The sequence below is a fragment of the Flavobacterium sp. FlaQc-30 genome, from assembly GCF_044005885.1.
Classification (GTDB): domain Bacteria; phylum Bacteroidota; class Bacteroidia; order Flavobacteriales; family Flavobacteriaceae; genus Flavobacterium.
This window is the reverse complement of the sequence record NZ_JBIPCO010000004.1, coordinates 205820-226905: the sequence shown is the minus strand read 5'-3', so window position 1 is coordinate 226905 and position 21086 is coordinate 205820. Positions and strand designations below refer to the sequence as shown.

The following is a 21086-nucleotide window of genomic DNA, read 5'->3' as shown; positions in this document are numbered from 1 at the left end:
TGATAAAGTTCAATTTTCACTTACGGAATTGCTATTTTCATCTGCTTATGCAAAATATGAACTTCTAGATTAGTCTGTGCTCCGCAATATTCACCATCAATCTGAAAATTGACCGGATAATCTGTTTTTATCGTTGCTTTATCTGTTGAAATAATAACAATATCATCAGAATCAATTGGCATATTACCTGTAATAATTTTTCCGATCAATAATAAATCAAGGCTTTTTAAAATTACTAATTCAAATTTCCCGTCATTCATTGCACCATTCGGATTAATGACTACTCCTGTTCCATACTTTTGCGAATTGGCAATTACAAGCATTCTTGCCGTATGCTCAACTTCTTCATTATTGGCTGAAATCGTTGCAATAAAAGGTTCCTCTGATTCTTTTAGAGCCGAAAATGCCTGCAAAGCATATCCCCAAAAACCTCTCAAATCACTTTGTTCATAGTTTTTAACCAAATTAGCATTTAAACCAAGATCGCTTAAATGAATACTTTTTTTACCGTTTATACAAATCATATCCATCTCGATATAATGGTGCAAAAATGCAATTCTGAGATTCTCTTCGATACTTGATGGTAAATTTAAATCGACCGAAAGGCCATTCGCAGAACCTGCTGGTAGAATGCCAAGAATTATGTCATATTGCTCCATTGCTTCGGCTACCATTTTAATGGTTCCGTCACCTCCGGCTATAATAATTCGTTCTGGATTATATTGATTGTATAGTGTTTGTATCTCTTTTAGATCATTTTCTCCTGTAGTTTCATAAACCTTCAAATCAAAATGATTTACTGCTGCAAATTCTCTAACAGCATCAATTAAATCTGTTTTATCAAGATCTCCAGAAATAGGATTTACAACAAATAGTATATTCTTTTTCAAAATTTTATTTTTAAAACCAATTAAAATAATTAATTTACAGTACTCTATAAAAGTACGGAATTAATGAAACCAATTTTACAATTATATCGAGGTTATGCCAATGAAGAAGAATTAATTGTAATGGGGCATGTCTTTAAAAGAACTTATGACTACGATTTTCAGAAAAAAAACTTCAAAAATGCCAGCTCAATTATCAATCAGTTTAGGATAAAAACACTTGAAAATTTTGATGTTTATTTAAAGTATGGTAATCAAGAGATTCATACCAAAACGCTTGATGATGGTTATTTTAAATTTTGCATTCCGCTTGAAAAAGAAACGCATTTTGGATGGATCGAATATGAAGTAAGCATAAAATATGATTCGGAAATTATAGTATCAAAAGCAAATTTCATTAGACCGCATAAAGGAAATCTAGGAATTATATCTGATATTGATGATACTTTTTTGATTTCGCATACTCAGAATATCTTTAGAAAAATATATATTTTACTTTTTAAAAATGTAAACGACCGCAGAGTTTTTAAAGACGTTGTATCACATTATCAAGCATTAAGTTCTGCTGGACGTCATAATACTGAGGGCGAAAATGCCTTTTTCTTTATCTCAAGCAGTGAATGGAATTTGTACCGATTTATTGTAAAATTTGCCAAAATACACCGTTTACCGAGAGCCGTAATTCTGTTAAAAGATATTAAACGAAGCCTTACTGACTTTTTTATGAGCGGACGCGGTAATCATGATCATAAATTTGACAAGATAAAACACGTTTTAGAATTCTATCCGAATCTTAAATATGTATTATTGGGTGACGATTCGCAGCAGGATCCTGTTTTATATGAACGGATTTGTAAAATTTTCCCCGTTACTGTAGTTGCTGTTTACATAAGACAAACTGGTAAATCACAGAAGAGTGAAGTAAAAAAAGTAATGCAAAATTTAGAATCTCTTGATGTTGCCGTTTGCTATTTTAAGGAAAGCAGCGAAGCCATTGCGCATTCTAAATCTATTGGGATTATTTAATCAAGTTGCCATCTAGACTAGTAAATCTAACCGCAAAGCACACAAAGTTTTTTTGATGTGCGAGGTTTTATAAAACACAAAGTTCGCAAAGCTTTGTCAAAAAAACTTTGCGAACTTTGCGCAATCCTTTGTGTGCTTTGCGGTTAAGCTCTACGTAAAATATTCAACTTTAAACTTGAAACAATTTTATATTAAGCGTTAAAATTATCAATTTCTTCCTGAACGATTTCCCAATCTAAAAGCAATTGGTCTAGATCTTGTTTCTTTTTATTGTAAGCAGTAAAAAATGAAGCGTCTTCGATATGTTTGTCATAATTTGAAGCCAGCATTTTATCATCATGCTGAATGTCTTTTTCTAACTGTTTGATTTGGCTTTCGACTTTACTCAAACGGTTTTGAAGTGCTTTTCCTTTTTTCTGATCTTCGTAAGAAGTTTTATTGTTTTCTTTAGGAGCGGCTGTTTTTACAACATCTTTTTTCTCGACTTCACGCATATTTTCTAAATTACGCTGCTCTAAGAAAAAATTAATATCTCCTAAATATTCTCTGATTTTTTGATCTTTGAATTCATAAACGATATTCGACATTCCTTGCAAGAAATCCCTGTCGTGAGAAACCAACAATAAAGTTCCACCAAATTTTTGAAGAGCGGCCTTTAAAACGTTCTTAGATTTAATATCTAAGTGATTGGTAGGCTCATCCATTAACAACACATTGATTGGCTGTAATAATAGTTTACAAAGTGCTAAACGGTTACGTTCTCCTCCAGAAAGTACTTTTACTTTTTTCTCTACATCGTCACCACGAAACAAAAAAGAACCTAACATATCACGAACTTTAGATCGGTTTGTATCTGTCGCCGCATCTTCCATGGTTTGAAGCAAAGTAATTTCGCCATCTAAGTATTCCGCTTGATTCTGTGCAAAATATCCTAGTTGCACATTATGCCCTAATTTGATATTTCCTTGGTACTCGAATTCATTAACCAATGCTTTAATAAAAGTCGACTTTCCTTGCCCATTTTGACCGACAAAAGCAATTTTACTGCCTCGTTCAACCAATAAACTAATATCTTTTAAAATGGTTTTATCGCCGTAAGCTTTTGTGACATCTTCTGCTTCAATAACTACTTTTCCAGGTTCTTTTGAAACTGGAAATGAAATATTCATTACTGAATTGTCATCTTCGTCAACTTCGATTCTTTCAACTTTATCTAACTTTTTAATCAACGATTGCGCCATCGAAGCTTTTGAAGCTTTTGCACGGAATTTCTCGATTAATTTTTCTGTTTCTTCAATTTTCTTCGCCTGATTTTTTTGCGTTGCTAGTTGCTTTTCGCGAATTTCATGACGTAATTCTAAATATTGAGAATATGGTTTATTAAAGTCGTATGCTTTTCCTAAAGAGATTTCGATTGTACGGTTTGTAACATTATCAAGGAACATTTTATCGTGCGATACAATTACTACAACTCCAGGATAATTACGAAGGAAGTTCTCTAACCAAATGATACTTTCGATATCTAAGTGGTTGGTTGGCTCATCCAGAAGCAATACATCGTTTGCCTGCAAAAGTAATTTTGCTAATTCGATACGCATTCTCCAACCTCCAGAAAACGTTTCGGTTTGATTATTAAAAACTTCTCTTTTAAAACCAAGTCCTAAAAGAATTTTCTCTGTATCTCCAACATAATTATACCCTCCTAAAAGATCAAAACGGTGTGTATAATCAGATAAATCCTCGATGATCTGACTGTATTCTTCACTTTCATAATCAGTTCTGGTAACTAATTGATGATTAATTTCTTCAAGCTTTTTTTCTACAACTTTAATTTCGGTAAAAGCTTCATAAGCTTCTTCAAGCACGGTTCTTCCTTGTTCAAAATCAATATCCTGACGCAGAAATCCCATTCTGATATCTTTCTCTTGAGAGATAACTCCAGAATCTGGAGCAAAATCTCTTGCTAACATTTTTAGCATTGTCGATTTACCAGCTCCGTTTTTACCAACAAGACCAACTCGGTCGCCGGCACCTAAACGAAAAGTAACTTCTTCAAATAAATATGTTCCTCCAAAAGAAACCGAAAGATTGTGTATATTAAGCATAATTTGTGACTATTGTTGCAAGCAGTATTCGTACAAAAATGTACCTTTGTTTTAAATTTTTTGCAAATGTTAAAAAAAGGATCCAAACTAAATAGTATTTTAACAGGAAGTTGTCCAAAATGTCAAAATGAGAGCATGTATTCAGACAAAAATCCGCTTCATTTGACTAATGTTCTAAAAATGAACGAGAATTGCAGCCATTGCGGTTTCAAATATCAAATAGAACCTTCGTTTTTTTATGGCGCAATGTATGTTAGTTATGGTTTAAATGTTGCCGTAGGAATTGCAGCATTTATTGTTTCTTTTGTGTTTTTTGGAGCCAATATTGAACAGTCTTTTATAGCAATAGTTATTACACTAATTCTATTGTTTCCATTTGTTTTACGACTTTCTAGAAATTTATATATCAATATGTTTGTTTCTTATGATCCAGAAACAAATCGAAAATAACTTATTTCTCTTTTTATAGAATCGCTGAATATCAATTGTTGGGTCTAATGGCTTTTTGTTTTCAATAAAATCAAATAAATCTTTAGCCATTGCTGGACCAAGCATAACACCTCGCGTGCCTAAACCGTTCAGCAAATGAAGTGATTGCTGTTTATCATGTGTTCCTATAATAGGACGCCTATCGCGAACCGTTGGGCGAACACCGCCAAAATGAGATACGATTTCGAACTCACAATTGATAATTTCCTTAATTCGTTCGACTAATTCGGTCTTGCCTTCTTCCGTTGGCAGATCTGTTTTGTCTTTCCAATTATAAGTTGCTCCTACTTTGTATAAATGATCGCCTAAAGGCAGAATAAAGACGCTGGTGTTTACAATTACATCTAGATCTAGTTCTGTTGCTTTTATAATTAAAAGCTCTCCTTTTGTGCCATCAAGTGGTAATTCTTGAAAAAAAGGATTGGCATGAAGCCCAAAACCTTCTGCAAAAATTATATTTTTTGCTTGATACTCTTTGTATTGAACTGAATTATTATTAATTATTAGTTTTGAGTAATCAAATGTCTCTTGCAATAACAAATTATTCTCCAAGAGATACTCCTTGTATTTATCTAATAAAAGTGAGGTATCAACATAACCTGTATGCAAAACTTCGCCATAATCATATGGTGAATCTATTCCGAAATATTTTGTAAAAATTAAATTGGTTGAAAGAAATGGTGCCAAAAGAGGTTTATCTGAGGCTGCAAACCAATTGTTTTGTTCTTCTATAGAGAAAAACTTTCTAAGAATTGGCAGTTTAAAATTAAATTTAGCTTTTAGTTTAGTTTCAACATGATTATAAAAATCTTCCATTAATACAAGCTGCTCCTCCGCTTTCCAAACCTCGCTGAAGCGCTTTAAAATAACAGGATTATATAATCCTCCTGCAACTCGAGATGAATTTTGAGAATTATCACTAATTACTAAAATAGATTTGTTGTTTCTAAGTGCAATCTCTGCAAATGAAATTCCAGCTAAACCAGATCCAACGATAATATAATCAAACATGTTTTGTATAGATAAGATAAAAAAAACTCTTACTACAAAGGTAGTAAGAGTTTCGCTTATAATTTAATAGTAGAAGCATTAGTAGTTCCACATATCTTCTTCGAAATTACGAATTTTCTCTTTTACTCTTTCAGATTCTAACAATTGCTGCTGGGCATTATCTTTCATATAATCTTTAATTTCACGATCACCATACATATTTTCTTCCTTATAAATTATAGCATTAAATCGTCTCGAATTTAAAACCTGATCAAATGAAATTGGTGCTGCCGAATTCTTGTCATTAAAAGCTTTTGCCTGATTCAAAACATCACGAGCATTTGGAAAGAAGACCCAAAACAATTCGATATAATCTTTTTCGTCGCTATTCATTGTGTAAACGTCTGGCGTTACTGGGCAAATTCCAAGCAAACGATATTTTAATTCACTCTGACGTTTGTCAAAATACCAATATCCTTTAATTTTATATTGTGTAACATCAGCAGCCGTAAGATCCTGCTTCAAAATATATTCGGCAGGAACTGTTCTTGTTGGACCAACAGTTTGGTCTACATACGACACAACTTTCTTTTTACCAGTTCCAGTAACTACTTTTTTCTTTACAACACGAGTTTTATAATCATCTGGATATTGATTAATAAGTTCCCTCCCTGCATCTGTAGTATCAATACGTGTAAGAGATCCGGCAATATCCTTCATTGTTTTTTTGGTATTAAAATAACTATCCGAATATACCTCCGTTATTTTACCCTCTCTAATAGCTCTTGTCAAAACATCGTAAAGCGAACGCCTATCTGAACCGATATTTGCTGTATCAACAGGAAAATACAACGGAAAATTGATCTTTTCATTTAGATCAATGATCTCCCAAGTTGTCTTCCCCATCAGTACATCCCGATCGTCTACATAACCGTAAGATAGTGGTTTATCATTATCCGAAATCAGCCTTCCAGGAGATTTTTGCCCAATTTGAGCAACTGTCTTAGCATTAAGCAAATTTGATTGTGCATTTGAAGCAAAACTTCCCACAACAAAAACAAACACCATTAAAAATCTTGTTATTTTCATCATAATTTAATTATAAGACGTTATAACGCAAAAATACGAAGTTTGTTGTTATTTTTCCTACAACAAGTTAAAAAATAAATTTAACCTTAAAAAACAACAAAATTTGAAGCTCCTTAAAATGCAGGTAAAATAAAAAAACTCTTACTACAAAGGTAGTAAGAGTTTTTCTTAAAATTTAATATAGATACTTAATAGTTCCACATATCCTGCTCGAAGTTACGAATCTTCTCTTTTACTCTTTCAGATTCTAACAATTGATTTTGAGCATTATCCTTCATATAGTCGCTGATTGCTCTGTCTCCATACAAGTTCTCTTCTTTGTAAACAACCGCGTTAAAACGACGAGAATTTAATATTTGATCAAATGAAATTGGAAGTGCCGAATTGTTATCATTGAAAGCTTTTGCTTCATGCAGCGCTTCACGTGCATTCGGGAAGAAAACCCAGAATAATTCGATATAATCCTTTTCGTCACTATTCATTGTATAAACGTCCGGCGTTACAGGACAGATTCCAAGTAAACGATACTTCAACTCACTCTGACGTTTATCAAAGTACCAGTATCCTTTAATCTTGTATTGCGTAACATCAGCAGCAGTCAAGTCTTGTTTCAAAATATATTCTGCAGGTACAGATCTTGTTGGACCAACTGTTTCGTCTACGTAAGAAACAACTTTTTTCTTACCAGTACCAGTAACAACTTTTTTCTTAACGACACGTGTTTTATAATCATCCGGGTATTGGTTGATTAATTCTCTACCAGCATCTGTTGTATCAATACGAGACAATGCACCTTCGATGTCCTTCATAGACTTTTTAGTATTGAAATAACTGTCGCTGTACACTTCAGTTATTTTCCCTTTTTTGATAGCTTTCGTCAAAACGTCGTAAAGTGAACGTCTATCTGAACCAATATTAGCTGTATCAATAGGAAAGTATAATGGAAAATTGATTTTTTCATTTAAATCAATAATTTCCCAAGTAGTTTTTCCCATCAAAACATCTCTATCATCCACATAACCATAAGCTAAGGGCTTATCGTTATCAGAGATAAGCTGAGCAGGAGTTTTAAGTCCAATTTGGGCTGGTGTTTTCGCGTTAAGCAAATTAGATTGCGCATTAGAAGTTAAACCTCCAGCGATAGAAACAATAGCTATTAAAAAATTTCTTACTTTCATCGTGGTATCATTATAAGATATTGAATGTAGTTTTCACTACTTATATTATTGTATTTCGTAAATTACCGGAGCAGTTCTTGGCAATAAATAACTACCAGCTCCAACAAGTTTAGTTTTAATTTCAGAAATAGTAACTTGGTCTCCTTTACCAGCTCTAGAAAGAACTTGTTTACATTGAGCATTCAATCTGTTTCCGCTTACAACAACCGTAGGCTGTCCAGCAATTTTCATATTAAATCCTACAACATCTAAACCAACTTCAAAATCAAAATCAAGTAATTTAGCTCCAATAGTAGCAATTTCTAAGTTAGATTTAGGCCCTTTAACAACCCCCATCTCACCTCTAATTGTTCCTGTTGGGCCAGGAATACCTTTAATTCTGAACGTTTTCTTATCAGAAACTTTATCTCCATTTGGTAATGTTCCTGTTACAGAAATTGTAGCTTCTGTACCTGAACCTGGATTCATGTTATATTTCCCTGGTTTACCAGCTGATGATAATCCTGGAGCACTAGCTACAACTTTATTATCAGCAACACCTGCGAATGATACAGAAATTGGGTTAACAACTCCTCTATAAACAACATTCATTTTATCAGCAGAAATTGTAGCAGAGTTTGGACGTGGTACAACAACGTAAGTTCCGTTGAAAGGTAACTTGATTGGTTTACCATTTTCCATAAAATTGAAAGAACCTCCAATTTTTTGTTCTCCAACACCACCAGCAGTCATTTCTAATAGTGCTTGCCCGTTCACTAATTTACCCGGACCTTCAAATCCGCTAAACTGAGCATTTGGATCGTATTTTCCTAAAACTACTTTACCAGTAACTTTTTCTCCTTGGAAATAAGCATTTTTATCTAAAACTACGATAGCTTCAAATTTGCTGTATGAAGATTCATCAACAGCCGCTTTTCCTAAAGCACGGTTGTAAACATCCGCTTCAATTTTATTCACATCATTTTGCCAAGCAGAAAGTTTAGCCGCAGATGCAATTGCAGGAAAACCTTTAAAATGATAAGCTAAGTATTTTTCTTTTATACCTTCTTTGTTTTTTACGTCTGAAACATCAAATTTCTTAGAAACCTCATTAGAAATATCAGCATATTTAGATCCTAAAGCGGCTTTCATATCTGCTTTATACTTTTCTATTTTTGCAATTATTTCATTACCTTTTGCGGTGTAACCGTCTCCTGTAAACCAGTCATCGATATTATCACCTCTGTCCATAGACTCGTAAGGTAATTTTCCAGTTTCTTCATCGATTTCAAAACCATTAATAGACTGTGCTTTTAAAGTTCCGATGTAAGCATAAAAATCTTTTGAAATCGTTTGTACTTTATGTGCAATACCTGCAGCCTCAGTAAACTCTCCTTTAGATTCAGATGCTTTTAAATCTAAAGTTTTTAACAAATCTCCATTTGTTTTAACTGAAGAAGTGTTTGCTGCTTCAAATTTTTCATTCATTAGACCAAAAGCAGAAATAACTTCTTTTGATACGTTCATTGCCAACATTGCGATGAAAACCAGATACATCAGGTTAATCATCTTCTGTCTAGGGGTTAATTTTCCTCCTGCCATTTTTTCTAATTAGTTCTTATTAATAAATTTAATATAATAGTCTAAAACTAATTATCCTTTGTTACTCATTGCAGAAAGCATACCACCATAAACACTGTTTAATGAAGCAATGTTTGCAGTCATAGATTGCATTTGTTCTTTTAATTTAGAAGCATTTTCAGCGATTTCACTGTTTGCTTGTGCATTTCTTGAAGCACTTTCTAATTGTACTTTATATAAACTGTTTAATGATTCCATTTGAGCAGCAGCCATAGACATTTCTTCTGCATATTTCTTTTGTCCTGCGATAGAATCAACTGTTGGAGAAATTGCTTTTGCAGCTCCTTCAAAGTTTTTGATGCTGTTTCCTAAGCTTGACATTAACTCACCGTCAATTTTAGCTTCTTTCAACATTGCATCTAATTTTTGAGATAATAATCCTTGGGCATCAGTTGGAGTTTCTACTTTCTCAGCTTTTTTTCTCGCTTGACCGTTAGCTAATTCAGGATAAACAAGAGTCCAGTCTAGTTCATCTTCAACTGGTTCAAAAGCAGATAATGCAAAAATTATTGCTTCAGTAACCAATCCGATTGAAAGCATAACAGTTCCTGTTAATGGTCCCAATTCAAAGTGAGTAATTTTGAATAAAGCTCCAATAATTACTACTGCCGCTCCCATACCATAAGCGAAATTCATTGCTTTTTTACTTAATAATGCCATAATTCTTTTTTTTAGGTTTTAATTTAAATAGATTCGATTTGGATTTGTATTGATTTTAATTGTAATATACTATTTCTTTTTACTGGTTCCGTTTCCAGTTACTTGAGTTCCCATGTAATCTTGTACAGTTCTGAAACCAATATAACTTCTTGCTGAATCAGCGTATTCGTGATCACGTGTACTTACCTGTAGGAAATAAGCAACGTCTTTCCAAGAACCACCACGAACAACTTTTCTTTGATTGTTTCCGTCAATTACGTTAGGATTCATTGTAGAAACATATTCATATGCGTTTGGATTGTAAGCTGAATCTGTCCACTCTGAAACGTTTCCTGCCATATTGTATAATCCGTAACCATTAGGATCGTATGATTTTGCTTCAACTGTATACAAAGCTTCGTCAGCTGCGTAATCTCCTCTGTTAGGCTTAAAGTTTGCTAAGAAACAACCTCTATCGCTTTTAGTATAAGGACCTCCCCAAGGGTAAGTTGCAGACTCAAGACCACCTCTAGCAGCATATTCCCATTCTGCCTCTGTTGGCAATCTGAATGCGTTAACTAAATCACGTCCTTTTTTCTTTGATTTGATATAACCGTTTTTGTTTAATGTTCTCCAAGCACAAAATGCTTTAGCTTGTTTCCAAGTTACACCAACTACTGGATAATCTCCGTAAGCTTTATGCCAGAAATAATCATTATGCATAGGCTCATTGTATGAATAAGCGAAATCTTTAATCCAAACTGTAGTATCTGGATAAACACTTACCTGCTCTGTTTTAACAAAGTCTTTTCTTTTTCCAACTTTAGCTTTTGCTGCAGCTTGAATGTCCATCCAAGAATAACGGAATTTCAATTTATTTACATCAATTGTTCTTAAACCATTATATGATTCTTCAATTGGCAAATACATAGAATCCATTACCTCAGCATAATACTCATCTGGATAAGCTTTTGTATCTTTTATTAACTTAACTTTTTTGTTTAATTTTCTACCAGCATATGGATCATCTTTTGTTCCTACACTATAATAGTTATCATACATATATTTATCATAAGCTGTCATTTTATCCGGCTCAGAATCATTAAATGCATAATCAGCGATACTACCACCTTTACTGCCTTTACCACCAGTACTTTTTTGACCAGTTTCATCAGCTAAAATAGCCAAACGAACTCTCATTGTAGAATCTTTTACCCATTCTACAAACTGACGATACTCACTGTTAGTAATCTCAGTTTCATCCATATAAAATGAACGAACCGTTACTGATTTAGTTGGAGCATCTTCCACATTAGCTAAATCAGCATCTGATTTACCCATAATAAAAGATCCACCCGGAACCAATGTCATTCCGTAAGGCTTTTCAGGATGCCATTTCCCTCCTGTAACACCGACTAACTCACCTTTGTCACCTGACTTACCACAGCCAATTACTAGTGTTAACATTGCTGTAAATGCAATAAACTTCTTCATATAAATTTGGGATTATCTATTCATTATTATAGTTCGTAAACGTATTTATTATTTATCTAAAAAACAATACTACTCGCGAAATTTATTTTACCGTTCAAAAATAATGTTAAATAAAATAAAAAAAAAATATTTCATCGACAAACTAACCGAAAAAATCGACGTAAAACACGTTTTTTTATCATATATAAACCTTATCTTACTAAAAAATATTTTGTAATATTTTGTAATTCAAAAAAATTAAGAATTCTATTGAATTTTTGTCCTATAAAGCATTTTTTCGCTGTGCTTTCCACCATCTTTCTGGCAATTCTTGGTTGCAAGCACTCAAATATTCTTCATATGAACATGGTAATAACGTATTTCTTTTTAGTTTATTGCTGCCATTTGTTTCGAATGGAATTTCTATCCACCATCTGTCTGTTTTATCACTTTTATAAAACACCAACTCCTCTTCTTCCAAAGGAACAATATACTTTAAGTAATTCGTTCTGCTTCCAAAAGGATACTCTTTTGAACGATAATGATACCCTTCAATAAAATACCAAACAATTTGTGCAATAATAGGAGATTCCTGCGCTGTACTGTTGTGATTAAAAATTCCAAATGAAGAAACTTTATCACTAATTCCAGCATATCTCGCCAAAGCACAAATTTCTTTTCCGTTAAAACCATTTGGCTCAAAAGTAACAACATTACCTGAAGCCGAAGACTTAACAGAATTCAAATCAATACTCACTAAATCAGCATCTCTAAACACAGGTTCAGCCAAAGTAATTTTATTCGAAATTTCACCTAAACGATAAGCGTCAAAAAATAACTTCTCTATTAAATCAATTTCTTCTTGTGAATTATAATAAGTCTGGTAACCAATATTACAGTAATTAAAAAGGTTATTTGGCGCATCAATAATGATTTTAGTCAAATAAGAATTAGCCGAAACCAGCTCATTTTCTTTACCAAAATCAAACCTATTATCTACAGAAACTAGATTTACCATTTGCTCTAAATCATCATAAGCGCGATACAAAGCATAGGTCAAATCTTGTGAACCTCCAAGGACTATAGGAATCACTTTATTCTTAATTAAAGTCGAAGTAACTTTTTTTACTGCGAAATAAGTATCCTCTACTGAATCACCTGCAAGAATATCCCCAAGGTCAGCTATAGACGCATCCCAATTACCAGGAAACATTCCGTACAGTTTTTTACGAACCGCATTAAGGTTTACTTCATTTATCATATTGATATTTCGGCGGTCTTCAAGAACGCCGACAATAGCAATATTAATTTTATCAATATCTGGAAATTGATCTTGTGTATGCAACACAATTTTACTGCCGAGTTCTTGTGAAGACAATGAACTAATGAAGTTTACCATACCTTCATTTAGCGGTTGTAGAAAATCAAATTCCATTTATTATTTCTTTTTAGCAGCTGGTTTTTTAGCTGGAGTTTTTTTAGTTGTTGCCGCTTTTTTCGCTGGCGCTTTTTTTGCTGGAGTTTTCTTAGCAATCATTTCTTGAACTTCTGCCAATGTTAATTTTGTCGCATCAACATCTTTACTCAATTCAATTTTGATTTTACCTTTTGTAATTACTGAACGCCCCCAACGTGCTTTCTCAACCAAAATCCCTTCATCTTCCCAATTGTGAAGTACTTTATCTATATTTTTTTGTAATTTATCTTCAATCAGCTCTTCAACATCAGCCTGAGATAGATTATCAAAATTGTATTTTTTGCTCACATTTACAAAAAGACCATTCCATTTAATGAAAGGACCAAAACGCCCCACACCTTTTTGAACAGGTTCTCCTTTATACATTGCAATTGGCGCATCAGCAAGTGCTTTTTCGTCAATTAACTCCTGTGCTCTTTCTTTTGAAACTCCTAAAGGATCTTCTCCACGAGGTAACGAAATAAATACACTTCCGTGACGAACATACGGACCATATCGACCGTTGCTGACTTCTACTTCTTCTCCTTTATATTCTCCTAAATTTTTAGGAAGTAAAAATAAATTCAAAGCTTCTTCAAGCGTTATATTTCCAATATTTTGATCTGCCATTAAGCTTGCAAACTTTTTATCTTCGTCGTCTGCTTCTCCAATTTGAGCCATTGGACCAAATTTTCCTAAACGAACAGAAACTTGTCTTCCGTCAGCATCTTTTCCTAGAATTCTTTCACCGCTTTCACGTTCAGCATTTGCCTCAACTTCTTTTACATTTGGATGGAATTTATTGTAGAAATCCTGCATCATCTTTGCCCAGTCAATATTTCCTTCGGCAATTTCATCAAAATCCTGCTCAACTTTTGCAGTAAAATTATAATCTAAAATATTTCCGAAGTTTTTAACCAAGAAATCTGTTACAATAGTTCCGATATCTGTTGGAACCAATTTTCCTTTATCAGAACCTGTATTTTCTTTTAAAAGCTTCTCTCCTACTTTACTGTTTTGCAAAGTAAGCTGTGTATAATTACGTTCCTGACCTTCAAGAGTTCCTTTTTCAACATAATTTCTATTGATAATTGTTGAAATAGTTGGCGCATAAGTTGACGGACGCCCAATTCCAAGTTCCTCTAGTTTCTTCACCAAAGACGCCTCAGTATAACGTGCCGGCGGTCTTGAATATCGTTCTGTAGCTGTAATATAATTATTAGCCAGTTTTTCGTTTACTTTTAATGCAGGAAGCATCCCTTCTTGCTCCTCTTCATCATCATCATGACCTTCTAAGTACACTTTTAAGAAACCTTCAAAAAGCAACACTTCTCCAGAAGCTGTAAAAATTTCGCTGTGATTATCTGCTTCAATTTTCACGTTTGTTCTTTCTAATTGCGCATCACTCATTTGTGAAGCCAAAGTTCTTTTCCAGATCAAATCGTACAAACGAGCCTGATCACGATCAATATTTACAGTATGACGCGACATATCTGTTGGACGAATTGCTTCGTGCGCTTCTTGCGCTCCTTTATTCTTGTTTGCAAAAACTCTCGGTTTCGAAAATTCTTTTCCGTATGATTTTATAATTTCAGCTTCAGCAGCATCCATTGCTTCTTTTGAAAGATTCACAGAATCTGTTCTCATATAAGTAATAAGTCCCGCTTCGTATAAACGCTGTGCTAATTGCATTGTAATTCCAACTGGTAAATACAATTTTCTCGCTGCTTCTTGTTGAAGCGTAGAAGTTGTAAAAGGTGCTGTTGGAGATTTTTTGGTAGGCTTAGTTTCTAAATCGGCTACCTTATATTTAGAACCGATGTTTTGATTTAAGAAATCTTCGGCTTCTTTTTTTGTATTAAAGTTTTTAGGCAGTTTTGCTTTAAAAGCCTTTCCAGCTTCGTTTACAAACTCGGCAACAATTGAATAGGTTGCAACTGCATTAAAGTTTTGAATTTCGCGTTCTCTTTCAACAATCAAACGTACAGAAACAGATTGTACACGTCCTGCTGAAAGTCCGCCTTTAATTTTTCTCCATAAAACTGGCGATAATTCGTAACCTACTAAACGATCCAAAACACGACGTGCTTGTTGTGCGTTTACTAAATTATAGTCTATTTCTCTTGGATTATCGATTGCTTTAAGAATCGCAGATTTTGTAATCTCATGAAAAACAATACGTTTTGTTTTCTTTTTGTCAAGTTTCAATTCTTCCGCCAAGTGCCAAGAAATAGCCTCCCCCTCGCGGTCCTCATCGCTTGCTAACCAAACCGTTTCGGCATTCTTAGATAGTGTTTTAAGTTTACTTACCAAAGCTTTTTTATCTGGAGAAACTTCATATTTAGGTTTAAAACCATTCTCTACATCTACTCCTATTTCCTTTGATGGTAAGTCGGCTATGTGACCATAACTTGACTCCACCTGAAAATCGTTCCCTAGAAATTTCTCGATTGTTTTCGCCTTTGCAGGTGACTCCACTATTACTAAATTCTTTGCCATTGCTCTATTTTTCTGCAACAAAAGTATTTATTTTTTTTAAATATTAACCTCGTCAATTCATTTTTGAGTTATTTTAGTATTATGTTTCTTAAAATTGAAGATTTATCTGAACTATTCTTTATAATATATATAGGTGTAACTTTTACTATTCGATAACCGAGAAATATGCTTTTTATTTATGAGTTTAACAACCACCTACATCACTTTTCTAATCTTCAGATAGAGCTATAATCCCTGAAAATTAAATTTGTTAATTCTTTCCCTGCCATCTTGTCATATTGACCGCATTTACGCTATCTTTGCACTTTGAATTTTTACAATGGAAAAGATTATTGAAGAAAGCAAACAAGGCGAAAGTCTTGTTTTAGAAAATAAACCTGAGAATACTAAAAAACTTTTTATAGAAAGTTACGGCTGTGCTATGAATTTTTCGGACAGTGAGGTCGTAGCTTCCATTTTGTCTGATGGAGGATACAATACTACTTCAGTTCTTGAAGAAGCTGATTTGGTTTTGGTAAACACTTGTTCTATTCGTGACAAAGCTGAACAAACGATTCGTAAGCGTCTAGAAAAATACAATGCAGTAAAACGCATTAATCCGAAAATGAAAGTAGGCGTTTTAGGCTGTATGGCTGAACGTTTAAAAAGTCAGTTTTTAGAAGAAGAAAAAATAGTCGACCTTGTTGTTGGCCCTGATGCTTACAAAGATCTTCCGAATTTATTAGCAGAAGTTGAAGAAGGACGTGACGCTATTAATGTCATTTTATCAAAAGAAGAAACTTACGGAGATATTTCGCCTGTTCGTTTAATGAGTAACGGAATCACTGCTTTGGTTTCAATTACACGCGGATGCGATAATATGTGTACGTTTTGTGTTGTGCCTTTTACCCGCGGACGTGAGCGCAGTCGTGAACCGCAAAGTATCATGGCTGAAATTCAGGATTTATGGAATAAAGGTTTTAAAGAAATTACACTTTTAGGTCAAAACGTTGACAGTTACCTTTGGTACGGCGGCGGTTTGAAGAAAGATTTCGTAAACGCTTCTGAAATGCAAAAAGCAACTGCGGTTGATTTTGACCAATTATTAGAAATGGTTGCAGTTGGTTTTCCTAAAATGCGTATCCGTTTTTCGACTTCAAATCCGCAGGATATGCATGAGAGTATTTTGCATGTTATTGCGAAGTATCCAAATATCTGCAAACACATTCACTTGCCAGTTCAATCTGGAAGTAACCGAATTTTAAAAGAAATGAATCGTCTGCATACGCGTGAAGAATATATGGCTTTGATTGACAAAATTAGAGCAATTGTTCCGGATGCTTCGATTTCACAAGATATGATTGCCGGTTTTCCAACAGAAACTGAGCAAGATCACCAAGATACAATGAGTTTAATGGAATATGTGAAATACAACTTCGGTTATATGTATTCGTATTCTGAGCGTCCAGGAACTTTGGCTGGAAGAAAAATGGAAGATGATGTTGAAGAAGAAACCAAAGCCAGAAGATTACAAGAAATTGTTGATTTACAACAAAAACATGCATGGTTTAGAAGCGAAGAGTTTGTTGGCCAAGTTGTTGAAGTTCTAGTAGAGAAAGTTTCTAAAAAATCAAAAGAAGAATTCTCTGGAAGAAACTCACAAAGCATAACAGTAGTTTTCCCGAAAGAGAATTATAAAATTGGAGATTTCGTAAACGTAAAAATCACAAGCTGTACTTCAGGAACCTTAAAAGGTGAAGCTGTAGGCTTAAGCGACATGAATTAATTTTTTTTCGCCACAAATTCCACCAATTTACACGAATTTTCTTTCAATATTTTCTATAGATTTGTTTTAAAAACAAAGCATGGAACTATATAAAAAAGAAGAATATTATAAAATTGTCGGGATTTGCATGGAAATTCATAGAATATTGGGCGGCGGACTTTTAGAAATTGTTTACAAAGATGCATTAGAATATGAATTTAGGAAACATAACATTCCGTATGAACGTGAAAAAGAATACAACATCCAATATAAAGAGATTGTTTTAGCACATAAATTCTTTGCTGATTTTGTAGTTTATGATGAAATCATTTTAGAAGTGAAAGCATCAAAAGATATAATTGACGAATACACAGCTCAAACAATAAATTATTTAAAACTAGCTGATAGTGATTTAGGAATTATCGTTAATTTTAATAAAAAGACATTACAACACAAAAGAGTTATTCATTGACCCAGTTTCAAAAATTTGTGAAATTCGAGAAATTCGTGGCAAAAGATAAAATCTAATATGGAAACAGTTCAAGCAATAAAACAACGATTTGAGATTATTGGTAATGACCCAAAATTAAATCGCGCTATCGAGAAAGCCATTCAGGTTGCTCCTACTGATATTTCGGTAATGGTAACGGGTGAAAGTGGTGTTGGTAAAGAAAACATTCCAAGAATTATACACTCGCTTTCGCACAGAAAGCACGGAAAATATATTGCGGTAAACTGTGGTGCAATTCCAGAAGGAACTATTGATAGTGAACTTTTCGGACACGAAAAAGGAGCTTTTACTGGCGCGACAAGCACTCGTGAAGGTTATTTTGAAGTTGCCGATGGCGGAACCATTTTTCTTGATGAAGTTGGAGAATTGCCTTTGACAACTCAGGTTCGTTTGCTTCGTGTTTTAGAAAACGGTGAATTCATAAAAGTAGGATCGTCTCAGGTTCAAAAAACCAATGTACGTATTGTTGCAGCTACCAACGTGAATTTGTTTAATGCTATCGAAAAAGGAAAATTTCGTGAAGATCTATATTATCGTTTAAGCACGGTCGAAATCACATTACCTCCTTTACGTGAGCGTAATGATGATATTCATTTATTGTTCAGGAAATTTGTGGCAGATTTTGCTCATAAATACAAAATGCCTCCTTTAAAATTAGATGATGATGCTGTAAATGTATTGCAAAAATTTAGATGGAACGGAAATATCCGTCAGCTTCGAAATGTAGCCGAACAAATTTCGGTTTTAGAAACCAATCGCGATATTTCGGCAGCTACTTTACAATCGTATCTTCCTGCAGAAGGAAGCAACCTGCCATCTGTAATAAGTGACAGTAAAAAAGAAAGCGATTTTAGCACCGAAAGAGATATTTTGTACAAAGTCCTTTTTGATATGAAAAGCGATCTGAATGATCTAAAAAAATTGACTTTAGAATTAATGAAGAACGGCTCTTCAAAAGTGCAGGATATTAATCCAAATTTAATTCAGAAAATATACGGTTCACAGGAAAATGAAAGCGAGATTGATTTTGAAGAAGAGCCAAGAACTGCTGTTATGACTCCTGCTGGACGCGAAGAAAATTATCAAATGCCGGAAGACAATTATTTGTTTGCCGAAACTATTGAAGAAGAAGAAATTTTACGCCTTGAACAGAAAGAAATCGAAATGATCAAAAAATCATTAGAAAAAAACAAAGGAAAACGTAAAGCTGCTGCTGATGAATTAGGTATTTCTGAAAGAACTTTATACCGAAAAATCAAACAATTTGATTTATAGTTTTAGTGCAAAGTCAATAAAACACCAAAACATTTTAAACCAAAAATGAATACCTTTGATCCAAGCGTCAATAAACTGACGAATCAATACTGAAAATAAAAAATGAAAAACTTAAAATATCTTTTTATTCTATTAATAGCAACCACTTTCAGCGGTTGCGGCGTTTACAACTTTACAGGAACGGGACCAATTGACGCGAAAACTTTTCAAGTTAACTTTTTCCAAAATAACGCTGATTTGATTGAACCTGGAATAGACAGACAATTTACATTGGCATTGCAAGATTTAATTCAAAACCAAACCAATTTGAACTTGGTCAGCACTGGAGGAGAATTAACATACGAAGGAGAAATTACAGATTACAGAATAACGCCAATGACAGCCACCGCTGATCAGCAGGCTGCACAAAACCGTTTGACGATTCGTATAAATGTTCGTTTCACAAACAAAAAGAAGGAAACAGATGATTTTGAAAGAACATTTGAGTTTTATTACGATTTCCCTGGAAATGAATTACCAACAGGCAGTGTTTTAAACACAGCAATTCAAACTATTTTTGAGAGAATTACTCAGGATATCTTTAATGAATCATTAGCAAAATGGTAGTTTTTTGATTTAACTGGTTAATCGTTTATTTGTTCAATCGATGACCTATTAAACAAATACAAGGATTAAATAAATTAAACGATTAAATAAAAAAAGAAATGAATGTAACTGATTATACTTACTTAATGAACAAACCCGATGCTATTACAGAACAGCAGGCAGAAGCATTAGGAAGTGTTTTGAATGAATTTCCGTATTTTCAAAGTGCCAGAGCACTGCGATTAAAAGGACTTTACAATCAAAACAGCTTTAAGTATAACTACGCCTTAAAAGTTACTGCCGCTCACACAGCTGATCGTTCGGTATTATTTGATTTTATTACCTCAGAAAATTTCACCACAATTCAAGGTGAATATTACGACCGTAAGCTTCAAGATTTACTAGAAATAACTGTTGTTGACAGCGAAATTGTCTCGCCTAAACCAATCGATAAAGTTACATTTACAAAAATCGATCCGATTGAACAGTCTATTTTAGACTCGATTAAAGAAGCTTCAAATGTAGTATTTGAAGAACCAGCAAAAATTACAGAAAAACCTATTGATCCCATTATTGAAAAATCAATCTTAAGTTCGATAAAAGAAGCTGCAGCAAATACTTTTGAAGAAAAAGTAAAAACAGAAGAACCAACAACTTCTGTTAGCGAATCAATAATTGCAAGCCCTAGCGAAGAAGAAATTTTAAACACTTTTAAAGAGGCTGAAAAAACAGAGAGCACTCCAACAGAAACTATTATTGAGTCCTCTATTATAAGTCCTACTGAAGAAGAAATATTAAATACTTTTGAAGAAGTGCCAAAATCAGAAGAAAAAACAATTGAACCTGCAGCTGAACAGAAAGCGGTTACACCTATTAAAGGAGCAATTCCAACTTTCTTTGAAGAAATTGTAGACGATGAAATCGAAGAAGTAAGAGTATTATCTCCAATCGAAGAATCAATTTTGAGTTCAATAAAAGAGGCATCAACAGTTGTATTTGATAAGGTAAAAACAGAAGAAGAACCAAAAGAAACAGAGAGCTCTGAACCTGTAAAAAATGCCGAGAAAAATCTTGAAATAGGAAAACCATTAGATTTCTCTGATAACGAAAAGCATTCTTTTCAAGAATGGCTGCAATTGGCAAAAACGGAACCTATAGATAGAACTGAGGATACTGCAAATAATAATGAAACCAAAACAGCTGAAGAAGTTGAGAGAATTGAGGAAGAAAAAAAGAAAAAGGCAGAAATAATCGATAAGTTTATCGAAACCAATCCTAAAATATCTCCAATAAAACAGACTGCAATAACCCCTGCAGTACAATTCGACATTAATAAAGAAGACAATTCTTACTTAATGACAGAGACTTTGGCCAGAGTATATTTAGAACAAAAAAAATATACGAAAGCGATACAAGCATATGAAATATTAATTTTGAAATATCCAGAAAAAATTACTTTCTTTGCAGACCGCATTTCGGATATAAAGATTTTACAACAAAATAACAATAACAATTAAGCA

At 33.6% G+C, this 21086-nt stretch carries 17 protein-coding genes; 7 read left to right on the top strand and 10 right to left on the bottom strand.

Translation table 11 applies throughout. From position 1 onward, the window contains the following. Positions 1-20 precede the first annotated feature (20 nt). Positions 21-890 carry a diacylglycerol/lipid kinase family protein gene (locus ACHRV0_RS11265; protein ID WP_395440886.1) on the bottom strand — a complete coding sequence of 290 codons (870 nt, stop codon included), beginning with the start codon at positions 888-890 and terminating at the stop codon, positions 21-23. Positions 891-953: 63 nt separating this feature from the next. Here ACHRV0_RS11265 and ACHRV0_RS11260 point away from each other — a divergent pair, with 63 nt between their 5' ends. Continuing rightward, complete coding sequence (locus ACHRV0_RS11260; RefSeq protein WP_395440885.1) at positions 954-1913, top strand: App1 family protein; 960 nt, start codon at positions 954-956, stop codon at positions 1911-1913. Positions 1914-2104: 191 nt separating this feature from the next. On the opposite strand, the gene abc-f is transcribed toward ACHRV0_RS11260, so the two are convergent. Next, positions 2105-4018, bottom strand: coding sequence for a ribosomal protection-like ABC-F family protein (abc-f, locus tag ACHRV0_RS11255; RefSeq protein WP_089053977.1), 1914 nt, complete (start codon positions 4016-4018; stop codon positions 2105-2107). A 66-nt stretch (positions 4019-4084) separates the two neighbouring features. Here abc-f and ACHRV0_RS11250 point away from each other — a divergent pair, with 66 nt between their 5' ends. After that, the gene (locus ACHRV0_RS11250) at positions 4085-4468 is read left to right on the top strand and encodes a DUF983 domain-containing protein (RefSeq protein WP_089053978.1); all 384 of its coding nucleotides are present in this window, start codon (positions 4085-4087) and stop codon (positions 4466-4468) included. On the opposite strand, the gene ACHRV0_RS11245 is transcribed toward ACHRV0_RS11250, so the two are convergent. From ACHRV0_RS11245 to topA, 8 genes are all read right to left on the bottom strand, one after another. Beyond that, a complete protein-coding gene (locus tag ACHRV0_RS11245; RefSeq protein ID WP_395440884.1) occupies positions 4418-5518 on the bottom strand; it encodes an NAD(P)/FAD-dependent oxidoreductase in 1101 nt (366 codons plus the stop codon). The two genes, ACHRV0_RS11250 and ACHRV0_RS11245, sit on opposite strands and share 51 nt — an antisense overlap. Positions 5519-5596: 78 nt before the next feature. Next, positions 5597-6586, bottom strand: coding sequence for a gliding motility protein GldN (gldN, locus tag ACHRV0_RS11240; RefSeq protein WP_395441027.1), 990 nt, complete (start codon positions 6584-6586; stop codon positions 5597-5599). Positions 6587-6774: 188 nt separating this feature from the next. Next, complete coding sequence (gene gldN / locus ACHRV0_RS11235) at positions 6775-7764, bottom strand: gliding motility protein GldN (RefSeq protein ID WP_089053981.1); 990 nt, start codon at positions 7762-7764, stop codon at positions 6775-6777. Positions 7765-7809: 45 nt separating this feature from the next. Further along, positions 7810-9345 (bottom strand): gliding motility protein GldM, encoded by a 1536-nt coding sequence (gldM, locus tag ACHRV0_RS11230; protein WP_129023790.1) that lies wholly within the window; start codon positions 9343-9345, stop codon positions 7810-7812. A 51-nt stretch (positions 9346-9396) separates the two neighbouring features. Further along, positions 9397-10044: a gliding motility protein GldL gene (gldL, locus tag ACHRV0_RS11225; protein WP_089053983.1), complete on the bottom strand. Its 648-nt coding sequence runs from the start codon at positions 10042-10044 to the stop codon at positions 9397-9399. Between the two features lie 69 nt (positions 10045-10113). Continuing rightward, entirely contained in the window at positions 10114-11517 is a 1404-nt protein-coding gene (gldK, locus tag ACHRV0_RS11220; RefSeq protein ID WP_129023791.1) for a gliding motility lipoprotein GldK, read from the bottom strand. A gap of 262 nt (positions 11518-11779) precedes the next feature. Continuing rightward, positions 11780-12931: a formimidoylglutamase gene (locus ACHRV0_RS11215; RefSeq protein ID WP_129023792.1), complete on the bottom strand. Its 1152-nt coding sequence runs from the start codon at positions 12929-12931 to the stop codon at positions 11780-11782. Between the two features lie 3 nt (positions 12932-12934). Continuing rightward, positions 12935-15451 carry a type I DNA topoisomerase gene (gene topA / locus ACHRV0_RS11210; RefSeq protein ID WP_395440883.1) on the bottom strand — a complete coding sequence of 839 codons (2517 nt, stop codon included), beginning with the start codon at positions 15449-15451 and terminating at the stop codon, positions 12935-12937. A gap of 319 nt (positions 15452-15770) precedes the next feature. Between topA and miaB the strand changes: the two genes are divergently transcribed. The 5 genes from miaB (at position 15771) to ACHRV0_RS11185 (ending at position 21083) form a co-directional block, all read left to right on the top strand. Then, the gene (gene miaB, locus ACHRV0_RS11205; protein WP_395440882.1) at positions 15771-17216 is read left to right on the top strand and encodes a tRNA (N6-isopentenyl adenosine(37)-C2)-methylthiotransferase MiaB; all 1446 of its coding nucleotides are present in this window, start codon (positions 15771-15773) and stop codon (positions 17214-17216) included. 79 nt (positions 17217-17295) lie between these two features. Then, entirely contained in the window at positions 17296-17667 is a 372-nt protein-coding gene (locus ACHRV0_RS11200; RefSeq protein WP_395440881.1) for a GxxExxY protein, read from the top strand. Positions 17668-17724: 57 nt separating this feature from the next. Then, positions 17725-18981 (top strand): sigma-54-dependent Fis family transcriptional regulator, encoded by a 1257-nt coding sequence (locus ACHRV0_RS11195; RefSeq protein WP_089058323.1) that lies wholly within the window; start codon positions 17725-17727, stop codon positions 18979-18981. A 102-nt stretch (positions 18982-19083) separates the two neighbouring features. Next, positions 19084-19587 carry an LptE family protein gene (locus tag ACHRV0_RS11190; RefSeq protein WP_395440880.1) on the top strand — a complete coding sequence of 168 codons (504 nt, stop codon included), beginning with the start codon at positions 19084-19086 and terminating at the stop codon, positions 19585-19587. A 98-nt stretch (positions 19588-19685) separates the two neighbouring features. After that, the gene (locus tag ACHRV0_RS11185; protein ID WP_395440879.1) at positions 19686-21083 is read left to right on the top strand and encodes a tetratricopeptide repeat protein; all 1398 of its coding nucleotides are present in this window, start codon (positions 19686-19688) and stop codon (positions 21081-21083) included. Positions 21084-21086: the final 3 nt, after the last annotated feature.

Bases quoted from the DNA above. Each gene is read 5' to 3' on its own strand.
- topA (WP_395440883.1), bottom strand. From the start codon at position 15,451: ATGGCAAAGAATTTAGTAATAGTGGAGTCACCTGCAAAGGCGAAAACA.
- ACHRV0_RS11195 (WP_089058323.1), top strand. From the start codon at position 17,725: ATGGAAACAGTTCAAGCAATAAAACAACGATTTGAGATTATTGGTAAT.
- ACHRV0_RS11250 (WP_089053978.1), top strand. From the start codon at position 4,085: ATGTTAAAAAAAGGATCCAAACTAAATAGTATTTTAACAGGAAGTTGT.
- ACHRV0_RS11200 (WP_395440881.1), top strand. From the start codon at position 17,296: ATGGAACTATATAAAAAAGAAGAATATTATAAAATTGTCGGGATTTGC.
- gldM (WP_129023790.1), bottom strand. From the start codon at position 9,345: ATGGCAGGAGGAAAATTAACCCCTAGACAGAAGATGATTAACCTGATG.
- gldN (WP_089053981.1), bottom strand. From the start codon at position 7,764: ATGAAAGTAAGAAATTTTTTAATAGCTATTGTTTCTATCGCTGGAGGT.
- gldL (WP_089053983.1), bottom strand. From the start codon at position 10,044: ATGGCATTATTAAGTAAAAAAGCAATGAATTTCGCTTATGGTATGGGA.
- gldN (WP_395441027.1), bottom strand. From the start codon at position 6,586: ATGAAAATAACAAGATTTTTAATGGTGTTTGTTTTTGTTGTGGGAAGT.
- gldK (WP_129023791.1), bottom strand. From the start codon at position 11,517: ATGAAGAAGTTTATTGCATTTACAGCAATGTTAACACTAGTAATTGGC.
- miaB (WP_395440882.1), top strand. From the start codon at position 15,771: ATGGAAAAGATTATTGAAGAAAGCAAACAAGGCGAAAGTCTTGTTTTA.
- ACHRV0_RS11190 (WP_395440880.1), top strand. From the start codon at position 19,084: ATGAAAAACTTAAAATATCTTTTTATTCTATTAATAGCAACCACTTTC.
- ACHRV0_RS11185 (WP_395440879.1), top strand. From the start codon at position 19,686: ATGAATGTAACTGATTATACTTACTTAATGAACAAACCCGATGCTATT.
- abc-f (WP_089053977.1), bottom strand. From the start codon at position 4,018: ATGCTTAATATACACAATCTTTCGGTTTCTTTTGGAGGAACATATTTA.
- ACHRV0_RS11260 (WP_395440885.1), top strand. From the start codon at position 954: ATGAAACCAATTTTACAATTATATCGAGGTTATGCCAATGAAGAAGAA.
- ACHRV0_RS11215 (WP_129023792.1), bottom strand. From the start codon at position 12,931: ATGGAATTTGATTTTCTACAACCGCTAAATGAAGGTATGGTAAACTTC.
- ACHRV0_RS11245 (WP_395440884.1), bottom strand. From the start codon at position 5,518: ATGTTTGATTATATTATCGTTGGATCTGGTTTAGCTGGAATTTCATTT.